The 14621-nt window shown below is 54.5% G+C and carries 13 protein-coding genes; 6 read left to right on the top strand and 7 right to left on the bottom strand.

Annotated elements, in window-relative coordinates; translation table 11 throughout:
- Nucleotides 1–116: 116 nt before the first annotated feature.
- Nucleotides 117–1517, top strand: a complete 1401-nt coding sequence (locus C6I21_RS07030) for an MBL fold metallo-hydrolase (RefSeq protein ID WP_105958735.1) — start codon at nucleotides 117–119, stop codon at nucleotides 1515–1517.
- A 108-nt stretch (nucleotides 1518–1625) separates the two neighbouring features.
- On the opposite strand, the gene C6I21_RS16435 is transcribed toward C6I21_RS07030, so the two are convergent.
- Together C6I21_RS16435 and C6I21_RS07020 are read right to left on the bottom strand one after the other, a co-directional pair.
- Nucleotides 1626–1850 (bottom strand): hypothetical protein, encoded by a 225-nt coding sequence (locus C6I21_RS16435; protein ID WP_105958734.1) that lies wholly within the window; start codon nucleotides 1848–1850, stop codon nucleotides 1626–1628.
- 205 nt (nucleotides 1851–2055) lie between these two features.
- Nucleotides 2056–2352 carry a hypothetical protein gene (locus tag C6I21_RS07020; protein ID WP_105958733.1) on the bottom strand — a complete coding sequence of 99 codons (297 nt, stop codon included), beginning with the start codon at nucleotides 2350–2352 and terminating at the stop codon, nucleotides 2056–2058.
- Between the two features lie 178 nt (nucleotides 2353–2530).
- Between C6I21_RS07020 and C6I21_RS07015 the strand changes: the two genes are divergently transcribed.
- From C6I21_RS07015 to htpX, 3 genes are all read left to right on the top strand, one after another.
- Nucleotides 2531–3514: a ring-cleaving dioxygenase gene (locus tag C6I21_RS07015; protein ID WP_105958732.1), complete on the top strand. Its 984-nt coding sequence runs from the start codon at nucleotides 2531–2533 to the stop codon at nucleotides 3512–3514.
- A gap of 686 nt (nucleotides 3515–4200) precedes the next feature.
- Nucleotides 4201–4947: a DUF2087 domain-containing protein gene (locus tag C6I21_RS07010; RefSeq protein WP_105958731.1), complete on the top strand. Its 747-nt coding sequence runs from the start codon at nucleotides 4201–4203 to the stop codon at nucleotides 4945–4947.
- Between the two features lie 89 nt (nucleotides 4948–5036).
- Nucleotides 5037–5951, top strand: a complete 915-nt coding sequence (gene htpX / locus C6I21_RS07005) for a protease HtpX (protein WP_105958730.1) — start codon at nucleotides 5037–5039, stop codon at nucleotides 5949–5951.
- Nucleotides 5952–6450: 499 nt separating this feature from the next.
- On the opposite strand, the gene C6I21_RS06995 is transcribed toward htpX, so the two are convergent.
- The 3 genes from C6I21_RS06995 to C6I21_RS06985 all read right to left on the bottom strand — a co-directional run bounded on the left by C6I21_RS06995 (nucleotide 6451) and on the right by C6I21_RS06985 (nucleotide 10849).
- Entirely contained in the window at nucleotides 6451–6855 is a 405-nt protein-coding gene (locus C6I21_RS06995; RefSeq protein ID WP_105958794.1) for a carboxymuconolactone decarboxylase family protein, read from the bottom strand.
- A 128-nt stretch (nucleotides 6856–6983) separates the two neighbouring features.
- Entirely contained in the window at nucleotides 6984–8591 is a 1608-nt protein-coding gene (locus C6I21_RS06990; RefSeq protein WP_105958793.1) for a thiamine pyrophosphate-binding protein, read from the bottom strand.
- A 5-nt stretch (nucleotides 8592–8596) separates the two neighbouring features.
- Nucleotides 8597–10849, bottom strand: a complete 2253-nt coding sequence (locus tag C6I21_RS06985; RefSeq protein ID WP_105958728.1) for a putative bifunctional diguanylate cyclase/phosphodiesterase — start codon at nucleotides 10847–10849, stop codon at nucleotides 8597–8599.
- Nucleotides 10850–11129: 280 nt separating this feature from the next.
- On the opposite strand from C6I21_RS06985, the gene C6I21_RS06980 reads away from it, so the two are divergent.
- On the top strand, nucleotides 11130–11570 hold the full coding sequence (locus tag C6I21_RS06980; protein ID WP_105958727.1) for a hypothetical protein: 441 nt from the start codon (nucleotides 11130–11132) through the stop codon (nucleotides 11568–11570).
- 12 nt (nucleotides 11571–11582) lie between these two features.
- On the top strand, nucleotides 11583–12248 hold the full coding sequence (locus C6I21_RS06975; protein WP_105958726.1) for a haloacid dehalogenase type II: 666 nt from the start codon (nucleotides 11583–11585) through the stop codon (nucleotides 12246–12248).
- A 105-nt stretch (nucleotides 12249–12353) separates the two neighbouring features.
- On the opposite strand, the gene C6I21_RS06970 is transcribed toward C6I21_RS06975, so the two are convergent.
- A complete protein-coding gene (locus C6I21_RS06970; protein WP_105958725.1) occupies nucleotides 12354–13022 on the bottom strand; it encodes a YesL family protein in 669 nt (222 codons plus the stop codon).
- A gap of 5 nt (nucleotides 13023–13027) precedes the next feature.
- On the bottom strand, nucleotides 13028–14611 hold the full coding sequence (locus C6I21_RS06965; protein ID WP_105958724.1) for a glycoside hydrolase family 43 protein: 1584 nt from the start codon (nucleotides 14609–14611) through the stop codon (nucleotides 13028–13030).
- Between the last annotated feature and the right edge of the window lie 10 nt (nucleotides 14612–14621).

The following is a 14621-nucleotide window of genomic DNA, read 5'->3' as shown; positions in this document are numbered from 1 at the left end:
AATCCCTCCTCGTGCATAGATGTTCCCGAAAGCGGGTACATTCAATCCACAGGTTTAATGGGTTGAAAAACCGGATATACCCATAGTAGTATATTAAATACACAGGAGGGTATTCTATGTTACTCAAATATTTTTATGATGATGCACTTGCACAGGCGTCCTATATGGTCGGCTGTCAGAAAACAGGCGAGGCGGCGGTCATTGATCCGTCCCGCGACATTGATTCATATGTCAAAACAGCAGAAGATCAGGGGCTTAGAATCACGCATGCCCTGGAAACACACATTCATGCAGACTATATTTCCGGAAGCCGGGAGCTTGCGGCAGAAACCGGCGCGGTCATTTATCATTCCGCAGAAGGCGCGGAAAATGGCGGCTATCAGTTCCCGGATAGTGTAAAAACGAAAGCAGTAAAGGACGGCGACCGGATCACGATCGGCAACACGTGGGTTGACGTGATGCATACACCGGGGCATACGCCGGAGCATATTTCGTTTCTATTAACAGACGGGGCCAATCCGGAAAAGCCGCTCGGACTATTTACCGGCGATTTCGTTTTCGTTGGGGATGTCGGCCGTCCCGATCTGCTCGAGAAAGCAGCCGGCGTGAAAGACACGGCGGACAAAGGGGCGCGCCAGATGTTTGCGTCACTGAAAAAAGTACGGAATCTGGACGACTATCTTCAGATCTGGCCCGGACACGGTGCAGGAAGCTCGTGCGGAAAAGCGCTCGGTGCTGTACCGACAACGACGGTCGGCTATGAGAAAATGATGAACCCGGCGCTTCAGTATGATGAAGAAGAAGCGTTCGTCGACTTTCTCCTGGACGGCCAGCCGGAGCCGCCGACCTATTTCGGTGAAATGAAGCGGCTGAACACAGGAATTATTGCGCCGCTTTCCGACGTGAAGCGTGCAGAAGAGCTGTCCGCATCGGTGGAGGAGATCGAGAAAAAGGCGAAAGAGGACGGCGTTGTCGTCTACGACACTCGCCCTCTCCAGCAGTATAAGCAGGGAAGCGTGGACGGAACAATCAACGTTCCGTTATCGCCGGCATTTCTCACTTGGCTCGGCTGGATTGCCGACTATGAGAAAGATATTTATATTATTGCCGATGAAGACAACCAGCAGACGATCGCCTCCCAGCTGAGACGGATCGGGCTCGACCGGCTGCGCGGATTTTATCCGGCATCGGTTGTGAACGAAGCATCCGGCCTGCGTACGTATGTTTCCAAAGCGCCGGAGGATGTGAACCTGGACGACGTGCAGCCGCTCGATGTCCGTCTGGACGACGAGTATGAAGAAGAGCACCTGCCGCACGCCGAGCACATTAAAATGCATGAGCTTGAGAAGGCAGAGGAGAAGCTCGATCAGGAGAAACCGGCGGCCGTTTACTGCCTCACCGGTATCCGCGCAGCAACTGCGGCGAGCATTCTGCTCAACCAGGGACAGGAAGTCATTCACCTTCAGGGCGGCATCACCGCCTGGAAAAACAACGGACGGGATCTCGTCCAGGCATAAGAGAACGCCCGCTTCCGCATCAACTGCGGAGCGGGCGTTTTTTAGACTAATAAGAATGTATAAAATCCAAAGCCTCTTCCAAGCAGGCATGCCAAGGGCTGCAGCATTTCAACGTTTTGCTGCATTTACCGTTTGTTTCTGTTGGTAGAGCTTCTCCGCTACTCGGCAGAAGCTTGCCGTGGGCTTGTCTTCCAGCCGGGCGCTGTCTGCACGGCTGCAGCGCATGAGCGGAGCCGGCCTTTGGTCTGAGCCGCCGGGCAGTGATCTTCTGACCTGCGGCGCGGCCGCGCGGAGCCATGCTTCTTCAATCGAAGCATTGTCCAGCTGCAGCACCCACTCGCTCGAGGTTCCTTCACCCCTGCCGAAGAAAGCAAAGAGCAGCTTTCGTCGTCAGGGCTTCCAGGACTGGTCGCTCGTGACCAGGGCGCTTCCGCTTTTCAAACGGAACGCGTACGGCTGCAGGTGCAGGCAGAAAGCGGGAACCTATTCAATAAACCTCCCTTTTCTTTTAAGACCAGGCGGGTTCTGCCTGGTTTATTTAAAGGAAAAAGGCGAGCGGCAGGCTGAGAAGCACGTGGATGCAGGCCGCGATAAACGTCGGACTGACATTCATTGCTTCCTCCCGTTCCCTGTACAGCGGGGCCCCGTTGCTCAACAGGCGGAGCGCACCAGTACGGAACGTGCCTGCGCTGCTCGTATAGGTGAAAAAGCCGGCGAGCGCACCGCCGACAAGCATGACGTTCACGAGAAGTGTATCCAAGAAAAGTGAGGCGGCAGCAAATACCGCAAGCAGCACAGCGAAGCGGATCGAGACTGCTGTGATAATCTGTTTCATCGTTGTTCCCTCCTGAAGCCAGTATAGCAGAATCACCAGTCTTCATATTGTTTACTTTTTGTAAGTTACTTATATTGACACACTAAGTGTACGTACGGTATGCTGAAACTGGCTGAAACAAGACGTGTAACCACACGTCGAAACAGGAATACGTAAACAGAATGAGGAGGTTGTTTTCATGGAAGGATTAAAAGGGCTCCACCACGTCACTGCGATCACGAGCAGTGCTGAAAAAAACTATGAATTTTTCACGTATGTCCTCGGCATGCGTCTCGTCAAAAAAACCGTCAACCAGGATGATATCCAGACCTATCACCTGTTCTTTGCCGACGACAAAGGAAGCGCCGGCACCGACATGACCTTTTTCGATTTCCCCGGAATTCCAAAAGGCACCCACGGCACGAACGAATTATACAAAACAGGCTTCCGCGTCCCGGGGGACGAAGCCCTCGATTACTGGGTGAAACGCTTCGACCGTCTCGATGTACGGCACCATGGTATCAAGACGGTGTTCGGAAGAAAGACATTGTCGTTTGAAGACTTCGACGAACAGCAGTACATGCTCATTTCGGATGAAGGAAACGAAGGCGTACCCGCCGGCACACCGTGGCAGGACGGCCCGATTCCGTTAGAGTATGCAATTACCGGTCTCGGGCCGATGCATATCCGCATCGAACCGTTCGACGGATTTAAGGAAATTCTCGAGAAAGCGTACGGCTTCCGTGAAATCGATGCCGATGGCTCCCTTCACCTGTTCGAAGTAGGCGAAGGCGGAAACGGCGCCCGCCTTATCGTAGAGAAAAACGTGGTTCTGCCTCCTGCACAGCAGGGATACGGCACCGTCCATCACATGGCTTTCCGCGTCTCAGACCGGAACGTGCTTGAGCAGTGGATCGAACACCTGACGAACCTCGGTTTCCAGACATCCGGTTACGTCAACCGCTTCTACTTTGAATCGCTTTATGCACGAAGCGGCCCGCAGATTCTGTTTGAGCTCGCGACCGACGGGCCCGGCTTCATGGACGATGAGCCGTATGAAACGCTCGGAGAAAAGCTTGCGCTGCCGCCGAAGCTCGAACCGCAGCGGGAGGAAATTGAAAATCACGTCCGCCCGATCGACACCGTGCGGAGCACGAAAACATTCGAAAAAGAATACGAGTAAAGCAGCAGTCCGGAAAGTGCCAAGAGCGCTTTCCGGGCTTTTTTTATAGGAATGTCCATCATGCGAAGGTCTGTTACCTGTACCATTTGTTTCTGTTGTTGGAGTTTCTCCGCTTCCAGACAGAAGCAGCCGTGCTTCTTACAAGAGAAGTATTGTACGGCCGGAGGTGCAGACAGGAAGCGGCAATCCATTTTATCTAAAAAACCAGGCGGGTTCTGCCTGGTTTTTTAGGGTGAAAACGTGTAGTTTTCATGCCGGGTGTCAGCTGTACGGCCGCGTATGCAGTCAGAAAGTGGAAAAGCATTTACTATCTTTTTAAGGCAATGTGGCTCAGAAATCCACCGCAGGGAAGTGGGAATAGGCAGGAGCTTAGTGGGACTGACTGCGGGGGAAGTGGGACTGACTGGGGGAGAAGTTGGAATGTTAAAGAGAAATGGGAATCGGACAGCTCGTTGTGGGACTGAACCTGCGAAAAGTTGGAATGAGCCCCGCCAAAATAGGACTCTGGAGGCTGTTTATGAGAATCTTCCGGCGCCGGGGAAGGAGCTCGTCCTGGAATCTGTCCGCTCCTTTTGTGATTCCTCAGGACTGCCCCTCCTATAATTTAAAACAAAAACATAATTTGTTTTATTAATTGAAAACGAAATTGATTTATGTTTAAATAAATTCCAGAGGAGGGGTTGAGTATGAACGAGCGGTTTCTTCAATCAGACGAAACAGAACGGTACCGCGGCTTCAGCCGGACGATCCGGCCGGGGACCATCAGCTGCCTGCTCTGCAGTCAGGAGTATGAGCAGGGGATCATTTATCCGTATGAGAATGTCCTTATGGATGCGGACAAGCGGATGGAAAAGCATATTCAGGAGGCGCATGGCAGTGTGTTTCAAGCGCTTCTTGAAGCGGACAAACGCCATACAGGACTCACCGATGTGCAGAAGCAGGTGATCCGGGAGACGGCCGGCGGCAGAAAAGACAAGGATGCAGCCGCGGTGCTCGGAGTCAGCGAAGCAACGGTGCGCGGACACCGGTTTAAGCTGAAGGAAAAAGAAAAGCAGGCGAAAGCCTTTTTGACGATGATGCAGGAATGGGAGGGAGAAGCGATGACGGACGTGCACAGCAGTGCGACGATGGTGGATGAACGATATGCCGTGACGAAAAAAGAAGAAGAAAAAATCATCCAGACCTATTTTCCGGAAGGCACCGGAGGAAGGATTTCGTCTTTTCCACGAAAGGAAAAGCGGAAACTTGTTGTCCTCCGTACGATCATGGCGGATTTTCCAGAACAAAAAACGTTCACCGAAAAAGAGGTGAACGAAAAGCTGAAACAGCGGTGGGATGATTTCGTGACGCTGCGCCGGTATTTAGTGGAATACGGCTTTCTTGACCGCAGCAGAAACGGAAGTGAGTACTGGGTAAAGAAGTCCGACACGTAATTTTCTTATTTTTTGCATGAAACCTTTTGAGCCATGGCTCGTACCTCATGTATAATAGAGTAAGATTGATGAAAAATGGAGGCTGAATCATGGGCAAACGAATTTTCTTATTTATTTTGACCAACATCCTTGTCCTGACAACGATCCTTGTTGTCTGGTCACTGATTGTACGGTTTACAGGGGTGAGTGGTCAGTTTGATACCGGCGGCCCGGGACTCGGCATTGACCTTGTCTCACTCGGTGTCTTCTCGATACTCGTCGGCTTCATCGGCTCGTTCTTCTCGCTTGCGATTTCACGCTGGGTAGCGAAGAAGATGATGAAAGTAAAGGTCATCGACCCGGATGGCAGCATGAGTCAGCGCGAGCGCGACGTAGTGGAGAAAGTACACAAGTTTTCCCGTGCGGCCGGGCTGATGCATATGCCGGAGGTTGGTATTTACAATTCACCGGAAGTGAACGCGTTTGCGACAGGACCTTCCAAAAAACGCTCGCTCGTTGCCGTATCCCAGGGACTTCTCGATTCGATGGATGACGATGCGGTGGAAGGCGTTATCGCACACGAAGTGGCGCACGTAGCGAACGGTGACATGGTTACCATGACGCTCCTGCAGGGTGTCGTCAACACGTTCGTCGTCTTTTTCTCCCGGATCGCGGCGATTATCGTTTCCCGCTTTGTCCGTCCGGAGCTGGAAATGATCGTCCGCTTTGCAGCGATTCTCATTTTCCAGATTCTCTTTTCGATTCTCGGAAGTATTGTCGTTATGGCGTACTCCCGTTACCGCGAATTTCATGCGGACCGCGGCGGAGCCGATCTGGCCGGGAAAGACAAAATGGCGCATGCGCTGCGTTCCCTGAAGGCGCACGTCCAGCGGGCTTCGGTCGATGACCGGACCGATGACTCTGCCGTTCAGACGATGAAAATTAACGGGAAGGGCGGCATGGCGAAGCTGTTCTCGTCCCACCCGGATCTGGATGAGCGTATCGCCCGTCTGGAAGAGCGCTAATTTGAAACTTCATTGATAGAATGAAGGTAAGCCCGTCTCCACCGGTTTGTTCCGGAGAGACGGGCTTTTTCGTGTGATAAGAATGGATGTAATTCGAATACTCTTTTATGAAGGCAGCGCATGGATGGAGCCGGCCTTTGGCTTAAAGCGCAGTGCAGCGCTCTTCTTGCGGCACGGCCGCGCGGTTCTTGACTACACAGAAGAAAGATCGCAACGGCAGCGCTTAAGACCGCAATGCCGGTATTTCAGACCGCCATGGGGCGGAAAAAGACAGCCATACAAAGGGAACATCGCAACGCGGCAGCAAAAGATCGCCACAGTGAGAAGAAAGACCGCAGCAGTAAGCTGAAACACCGCCACGTGTTGGGCGAAGACCGCAATGAAAAAGGCACTGTCAAAAAAACGCCGGCTCTTCAGGGCTGCAGCCGGACGTTTCCAGCGCTGTAAAAAACAAAGAAGGAAGCTCCGGAGGTGAGCTTCCTTCGTAGTTCCTATACGTTCAATCGTTCCGGCTTTCTTCCGGCACGGCGGAGACGCCTAGTTCGTCAAAAATTTCTCCGGCGATGCGGATCGCGCTTGCTGCTTTGGGAAAGCCTGCGTAGGCTGCACACTGTAGCATTACTTCGACGATTTCTTCAGGGGTCAGTCCTGCTTTGAGCGCAGCGCGGATATGGAAATTCAGCTGCTCGTAAGCGCCCTGCGTAATCAGTGAAGACAGCGTAATCAATGTGCGCTGCTTTTGGGAGAGCACGTCGCGGTCGTATACTTCACCGAAGCCGAAGCCGATCATCATCTCGACAAACCTTGGGGAAATATTGCCGTAGCTCTCGATCATTTTTATGCCTTCTTCGTCCGTCATCGTGCGGAGTTTGGCAAGGCCTTTCTGGTAGGACTCATCCTGCATATTCAATGGGGAAGCGCTCCTTTCACGTCCGGCGGACTGCCGTATGGATTCGAAAATACCATTATAGTTTAGCACAATCCAGCGGTCCGCGGACAGAAGTCCTGGAAAAAAGAGCGGGCCGCATCAAACTATCCGCGCCGCATCGTCGGCGGTATCTCTTCTGTATCCACGCAGAGTTCAACAACAAGCGGCTCTGTGAGAGGGAAACGGCCGTCGAGTGCCCGGCGCAGTTCCTCTTCGGAATACACGCGGACGGCATCTGCACCAAGTCCCTGTGCAAACATGGCTGCGTTCACCGGATTTTTGTATACCGTGCCGACCGAACGTCCGACGTGCCGCTTCATTCCTTTATCGACCATGTCGAGTGCTTCGTTGTTCACGACGATAAACAGCACCGCTGCTCCGTGCTCGACGGCTGTGGCAATTTCTGTTCCGTGCATGAAGAGGCAGCCGTCTCCCGTGAGGCAGACCGTCGTCTGTTCCGGAGCGGCAAGCTTGGCACCGATGGCGAGCCCGAGACCGTGGCCCATTGCTCCGAAAACATCATCGAAGTAAAACGATCCCGGCTGTGTAATAGGATACTGCTGAATCGCATAAAACGTGTGGCTTCCGTCGTCCCCGTAGAGAACAGCGTCGTCCGGCACAAGCTCCTTTAAAAGCCTTACAGCGGCAGCGGTGGAGAGGGTGCGGCCTCCACCGTCCGGGACGGGTTCTTCCACATCGGGAAGCGGACGGAGCCCGGGCTTTGTTTCCGGCAGTGGAAAATGGTGCAGGTTTTCCTTTAGATCTCCTTCTATGGCTGTGACCGGTATATCGAATGTACGGCCGATGACCGAGCCGTCAATATCGACATGAATGATGTGCGATGGCAGTTTTTCCTGCGGCCAGCCGGCCACGCTCATGTCACTCAGCTTGGAGCCGAGAACGACGAGGACGTCCACGCCTTCTTCGACATACGCATGCGGGCGGTCATTGCCGCCGAGGCCGAATGCACCGAGAGAGAGCGGGTGACCGGTAAGAAAACAGCCTTTGCCGCCCGGCGTCGTACTCACAGGTATCTGCCATGCTTCCGCAAATGCTGTAAGCTCATCATAGCAGCCGGCAGCGTCGATCCCTTTTCCGGCTAAAATCATCGGTTTTTCCGCAGTGGAAAGGAGCTGTGCCGCTTCTTCCAGCCTGCCGGAACGGAGCGGGGAATCTACGGGCAGCGGCAGCTGGAACGGTTCGATTTCCGCCGTCAGTACATCTGCCGGGATGGAAAGGTGGACAGGCCCTTTTTTGCCGGTGAGTGCTTTATGTAGTGCGTAGTCAAGCACCTGTCTGACATTGTCCGGCCGCTCGATGCGGGCACTGAATTTGGTCACCGGTTCAAACAGCCTGGTCAGATCCGTGCCATACATTGAAGAATCCTGGCCCTGTGGTTTCGTCGAAGCCTGGATCGAAGGATGGCCGGTGATGAAAAGAACGGGGGCGTGGAGCGCTTTTGCCTGAGCGGCTGCCGTTATCATGTTTGTGCCGCCGGGGCCGGATGTACCGATGGCCACGGCCGGCAGCCCTGTGGCGAGTGCAGCACCGGCAGCCTGATAGCCGCCGCCGCATTCATGTTTGGCAAGAACGAACGGCAGTCCGGCATTATCGGCCGCCAGAATGAGCGGGACGACCGGTTTGCCGGGTATTCCAAATATATGCTTGATTCCCCAGGATAATAATTGATCAGCAAGGACGGCAGCGGTCATTTTTTTCAATGTAAATCGACTCCTTTTCCGGCTTTCCGTTTGATCGTGTCCGTGAGTTCTGTATACGTCCGCTGAATCGTTCCCGGTGAAAGCGGCGGCGAAAAGTAAAACCCTTGTATAAGCGGTGACCCTGCTTCCAGAAGCCGGTCCAGCTGCTCTTTGGATTCCACGCCTTCGGCAACAGCTTTCATTCCGAGTGTATCGGCCATGGCAAGCATTGTACTGATCAATACCGAATCGTTGCTCTCTCCGGCAAGATCATCGATAAACGTTTTATCAATTTTCAGCGTCTGAATGTTGAAGCGCTTTAAGTAGTACAGGGAACTGTATCCGGTCCCAAAATCATCCATGCTTAAGTGCAGACCGAGGCTTCTCAGCTCGCGGAGGACATTTTCGGCATAAGTAAAATCCATCGCCATGGATTCAGTGATTTCGATGTCAAGGTATTTCGGATTGATATCATATGCCTCCAGCGCTCCGGCAATCGTCTGGACGAAGTTCTTTTTCAAAAACTGCTGCGCGGAAATATTGACGCAGATCTGTGTAGGCGGAAGCCCCTGTCTTTTCCACTCCTGATGCTGGCGGCACGCTTCGCGGATGACCCATTCACCGATCGGCACGATCAGCCCGGTACGCTCGGCAAGCGGAATGAAACGGCCCGGGGAGAGCAGACCGGATTCGGGGTGCTTCCAGCGGATGAGTGCTTCAAAACAGGCAATGGAGCCGTCGGTCACATCCACGATCGGCTGATAGTACAGAATCAGTTCTTCCCGATCCATGGCGTTCCGGAGGTCGCTTTCCATCAGCAGGTCCTCGCGGGAATGAAGGTGCATTTCCGGAGAGAACATCCGGTAGTCGTTTTTCCCGAGGGACTTCGCTTTGTACATCGCAGCATCGACATGCACCATATAGGATTCGAGATCCGGCGGGTGGTGCTCATACACGGCGCCGCCGATGCTTGCGGTAATATGCAGGCTCCGGTCTTCAATAGAGAACGGACGCTGAAAGTCTTTTAAAATTTCCGTGGCAGCTTCGTTCAGGTGGCATTCTCCGCGGAGCTCCTGAATCATCACGAGAAATTCATCGCCGCTGATGCGGAAGAGGAGACCTCTCCCGGAAATGATTATCCGCAGACGCTGAGCGACAGCCTGCAGCAGCTGATCTCCGTTGCTGTGGCCGAACGTATCGTTGATATTTTTGAAACCGTCCAGATCAATGAGCAGGAGACCGATGTTTTTTTCATCCCGCTGAATCAGCTTTTCCAGTTCGTTCTGGAAGAAACGCCGGTTTGGCAGGCCGGTCAGTTCATCGTGGTAGGCCAGGTAGTTGTACTGCTCCTGGAGGCGGTGCCGCTCGGTGATATCCCGGAGCTGGGCGAAGCCGCCGATAATTTTTTCGTCTTTGGCGTCGTAAATCGGCTGGGCGTCAAACAGGCAGATGTATTCCGGCTGTCCGTCGTTGTTCACGTTAATTTCGGCATCTTTGAAAATTTTCCCCTTTGAGAGCACCTTGCGGAAGTAGTCTCCGGTGATGGGGGAGTCAAAAATACTCAGGCCGATTATCCGGTCTCTGGCAAATCCGGAGATGCGCTCTGCGGAAGCGTTGTATTCGGTCACGATGCCTTCTGCGTCGGTCACGATGACAGCATTCTGGGTCCGTTCCATCATGATCTGATTCAATACATCGAGCTTTTCGTTCTGCCGGCGCAGGAGAAGTTCCCGTTCAATCGAGCCGACGACGTTTGTCAGCATGTGCAGAAACAAGTAATTCTCATGGTCGATTGTCGTCATCACCGAAATGGTGCCTAACAGCGTATTGTCGTCGGTATAGCGGAAGGGCGAACTGTAGCAGGCGGTGGCGTGCAGGAACTGAAAGTAGTGATCGTCCCCGATCAGAGCAACCGGGAGCTGTTCAGTCAGCGCAAGAGAAATGACATTCGGGCCGAGATCCTCCAGCGTGAAGCGGACACCGCTTTCGATGCCGAGCTGCTGGATCATTCCGCGGATCGTGGCATCACCACGGATGTCAAGAATATAGCCGTCCTCGTCGGAAATCACAATCAGCAGCGGCGTTCCTTCAAGCGACTGAAGGACCTGCCGTGAAAAGACATGTACTACGTCCAGGATGTCCGTATAGTCACGACGCATTCTCGTTAATTCGCTGGTCGTTAATACTTCCACCGGGCGCCTGATTTCCGCAGGATCCATACCGCGGAGGCGGCAGTCTTCGTGTGCGGCTTCGAGCGTCTTTTTCAGCATGGAGCGATTCCCTCCTTTTGTCTTAGTATACGACCTGGAGAAAACGGTTGTCACGGGAAAACATGTAAAAAGACGGAAGCATCGACAAGTGCAGGTATTTCATTTGAAACAGCTGAGACTATCGGCATGGAAAAGCATATGACGGCTGAGTCGAATATTGTGAACAAAAAGTGACGAATGAATAATTCAGCAGTGCCGGTATATTTTCGAAACCTTCCGGATAGCGGCGCGTAAAAACGGGTATACGTATACGAGAGTCATTCGAAGGAGGGGAACGATCATGTTCTGGTTTTTTCTTATCATGGTGGTCAGTCTCGGTTTTGTCATTGCGATGACCGGTATGCTTCTTACAATCGGCAAGAAACCGCAGCCGGATGCACGCGGCAGGGAAGTGGCGTCCGATAAAACGGTGGAAGCGCGTTCCGGGACGTATAAAGCGTCTCTCGTGCAGATGCCGAGCCCGTATGAAAACGAGCGCTGCTTCCGCGTGGAGCTGAAGAAAAACGGTCACCTGGCGCATAAAAACATTGCGTTTTTCGATGCGGCGGAAAGCTACACCGATGTGTTGAAAGCATTCGTCAAAGAGTTCGACCGGCAGCAGGAAATCGATTCCGGCAGACGAAGCCGGGAAGAAGAGCAGCGCATCGATCTGGAAACGTGGGACGGCGATGTGTACGAAGACAATGTCACCGAACTGCCGAAGCGGAAATCAACGACATAAAGGAGCTTTTTCATGTATTCAGCGATTATTTACGATGCGTACGGGACACTCTATGATGTGACATCCACGAACAAAACGCTTCGGGAGATTTCTCCGGAAAATGCAGCGGATATCGGTGCGCTCTGGCGGAAGAAGCAGCTGGAATATGCGTTTCTCCGGCAGAAAACAGGAACGTATGAGCCGTTCTCCCGGGTGACGAGGGATGCGCTTCTTTATGCCTCCACGGTTTACGGAGAGCCGTTTTCCGAGGAGGAGCTCGCCCGGTGTATGGCAGCGTATGAAAAGCTGGATCTGTTCCCGGAGTCGGTGGACGTACTGAAGAAACAGACGCACACGAAAAATGTCATTCTCTCCAACGGATCGCCGGATATGCTGCATCCGCTTATCGACGGCTCGGACGCCGCTCCGTATCTGAACGACGTGTGGAGTATCGATGCGGTCAAGCAGTACAAGCCGGCGCCGGCCGCATACCATCTGGCGCTCAGCAGACTGCAGCTGCCACGGACGGACATTCTGTTTATTTCGTCCAATCCGTGGGATATCATCGGTTCGAAGTCGTTCGGTTTTGATACGCTCTGGATCAACCGTGGCGGCATTCCGTTTGAATCCGGCCATGTGCTGCCGGACTATACGGCAGGTTCGCTTACGGGCCTTCTCGACGTGCAGCCGCCTCAGTAAGGCGTGATAACCTAAAGAAAAGCCCTGCATCCGGCTGTTGATGCAGGGCTTCCTTTTTATTCCCGCTGCCGGTACAGGGGGAGGACCGGCACGGGAGGCGGCACATTACTGTGCATTCAGAGCGTGGGGAAGTGGAGCGGCAGTATCGGCTTCCTCATAGTCTGCGTGAAAGCGGGGGAGCTTCCACGAAGCAGCCCATGCGGTAAGCGCAAAGAAAGCAGTAACACCCCAGAAGGTGATCAGCACCGGCGCCATGTAGAACATTCCGGCGAGAAGCGCACTTCCGAAAAACACCGCGGCGATAATGCGGATGCGTGTAAAGGGGAGAAACAGCGCAAGCCGCAGCAGATCCTGCCACAAAGCGTCAGGGTAGCGCGCGAACACGGGAAAGAAAAACAGGAATACCTGTGCGCCGATCAGAAATGTCAGTGCCATGCCGCTCATCATGAAGACAAGTACCATCCCCTGCATCTGCGTCAGCAGAAGCAGATTGAAGCTGAATACACCAAGTGCCGACCAGAAAAGAAGTGCAAACGGGATCATCCGTTTGAAGGACGTTTTCCAGACGCCGGCAAACTGGGGGAGCATCCCGCGTCCGGTGCCGCCTGCGATCATCCGGCCGAGCTGGTGGAACACCGCAGCGGTGGATGGAAACAAACCGAAAACAATTCCGCCGGCGAGTGTAAAGAGAACCCACAGAAACTGAAGGTAGGCAAGTTTTACGAGCCAGTCGCAGACAGTATAAATATGGTTGTTCATCCACCGTACCTGCATGTAAATCAGCTCTCCTTTATGTCGTAATCAAAGTAATCAAAGTCGGCGGCCATACGGCGTCCGCTGTAGTCCTGGCACGCCATGCCGACGAACGTCCCGGTAAAACGGACATCCGGCGCGGAGTCATCGGACATGTGCGTCGTATCGAGCCGTTTTCCGAGCGGCTGCCAGTCGGCTGTCTCCGCGTCGCGGTAGAAAAACTGCATCGTGTCGTAGTGGATGTCGCAGGCGAGCTCGACGGGGCCGTTCTGCGCGACGCGCTGCGGCGGGAGAAGCACCTCTTCGTAGCTGCCGCCGACAGTGCGCAGAATCTGCAGCACGCGGCCCTTCTCCTCGTGGTGCGTCACGTGCAGGTAGGCGTGGTCCTCGGTGTCGTAGTAGACGACGAGGCCGGCCTTCTGCTGGAAGTCCTCCGGCGCGGAGTCGACGCTCGTCTGCACGCGGCAGGCGAAGTGCGTCTGGCGCCTCGCGACAAGCGACTGGTGGTGCACCGACGAGAGTGACTCCCGGCCGTACAGGCGCAGGTGGCCCGGACGGTCGTCGAGGCTGCACCACGACGGATCCGCCGGAATGCGGAGCGAATTCCACGCGCCTCCCAGCACATCCGTGTTGAAGTCGTCGCGGACCGGCTCTTTGTCCACCTTCACTTCCGGCAGATCCGGCGCTTCGGTTTCCGCCTGCGGGAAGTGCCCGCCGTGGGCGAGGCGGAGCCAGCCGTCGTCGGTCCAGACGACTTTCTGAATCGACGTCTCGCGCCCGAGCGTGCAGTATTTGCCGTTCAACGGACGGCCGCCGAGGTGCGCGAGGTACCATTCGCCGTTCGGCGTGTCGACGAGGCTTGCGTGCCCCGCCTTTTGAATCGTGAGATCCGGGTTGCCGCGCGACGTAAGGAGCGGGTAGTGCGGATCGGTTTCATACGGGCCGTCGATCGTTTTCGCGCGGGCGACGGTTTCCGCGTGCTCGTACTCGGTGCCGCCTTCGGCGACGAGCAGGTAGTACCAGCCGTCTTTTTTGTACAGGTGCGGCCCTTCGGTCATCTGAATATCCGAGCCTTCATAGATCATTTTGATCGGGCCGGTGAGCGTGCCGGCCTCCTCGTCGAACTCCTGGAGGACGATGCCGGCAAACGGATGATTGCCGCTGCGGTAGTCCCAGACCATGTTGACGAGGTACTTGCGGCCGTCGTCATCGTGGAAGAGCGACGGATCAAAGCCGCTGCTGTTTAAGTAGACCGGCTCGGACCACGGGCCGGTGACGGCCGGCGCGGTAACAAGGTAGTTGTGGGCGTCCTTGTAGGCGCCGTGCCACTGCTTGACGTCGGTGTAGATGAGGTAGAACGTGCCGTCATGCCAGCTCAGGTCCGGCGCCCAGACGCCGCCGGAGTTCATGTTGCCTTTCATGTCGAGCTGGGACGTGCGGGTGAGCGGACTGCCCGCAAACGACCAGTTTTTCAGGTCGCGGGAGTGGTGGATCCGCACGCCCGGAAACCATTCAAACGTGGACGTCGCGATATAGAAATCCTCGCCCACGCGGAGAATGGACGGATCGGCGTGGAAGCCGGGCAGGATCGGGTTCGTAATCATGGACATAGCTGCATAC

Origin of the sequence: Alkalicoccus urumqiensis (assembly GCF_002993335.1) — a bacterium.
In the GTDB taxonomy this organism is placed as follows: domain Bacteria; phylum Bacillota; class Bacilli; order Bacillales; family Salisediminibacteriaceae; genus Alkalicoccus; species Alkalicoccus urumqiensis.
This window is presented reverse-complemented; position numbering and strand designations above follow the sequence as displayed.

Excerpts from the sequence above, each read along its gene's own strand:
- C6I21_RS06975 (WP_105958726.1), top strand. The coding sequence starts at position 11,583 with ATGTATTCAGCGATTATTTACGATGCGTACGGGACACTCTATGATGTG.
- C6I21_RS06995 (WP_105958794.1), bottom strand. The coding sequence starts at position 6,855 with ATGCAGGATGAGTCCTACCAGAAAGGCCTTGCCAAACTCCGCACGATG.
- C6I21_RS07030 (WP_105958735.1), top strand. The coding sequence starts at position 117 with ATGTTACTCAAATATTTTTATGATGATGCACTTGCACAGGCGTCCTAT.
- C6I21_RS06965 (WP_105958724.1), bottom strand. The coding sequence starts at position 14,611 with ATGTCCATGATTACGAACCCGATCCTGCCCGGCTTCCACGCCGATCCG.
- C6I21_RS07020 (WP_105958733.1), bottom strand. The coding sequence starts at position 2,352 with ATGAAACAGATTATCACAGCAGTCTCGATCCGCTTCGCTGTGCTGCTT.
- C6I21_RS06990 (WP_105958793.1), bottom strand. The coding sequence starts at position 8,591 with ATGACCGCTGCCGTCCTTGCTGATCAATTATTATCCTGGGGAATCAAG.
- C6I21_RS06980 (WP_105958727.1), top strand. The coding sequence starts at position 11,130 with ATGTTCTGGTTTTTTCTTATCATGGTGGTCAGTCTCGGTTTTGTCATT.
- C6I21_RS07010 (WP_105958731.1), top strand. The coding sequence starts at position 4,201 with ATGAACGAGCGGTTTCTTCAATCAGACGAAACAGAACGGTACCGCGGC.
- C6I21_RS06985 (WP_105958728.1), bottom strand. The coding sequence starts at position 10,849 with ATGCTGAAAAAGACGCTCGAAGCCGCACACGAAGACTGCCGCCTCCGC.
- htpX (WP_105958730.1), top strand. The coding sequence starts at position 5,037 with ATGGGCAAACGAATTTTCTTATTTATTTTGACCAACATCCTTGTCCTG.
- C6I21_RS06970 (WP_105958725.1), bottom strand. The coding sequence starts at position 13,022 with ATGCAGGTACGGTGGATGAACAACCATATTTATACTGTCTGCGACTGG.
- C6I21_RS07015 (WP_105958732.1), top strand. The coding sequence starts at position 2,531 with ATGGAAGGATTAAAAGGGCTCCACCACGTCACTGCGATCACGAGCAGT.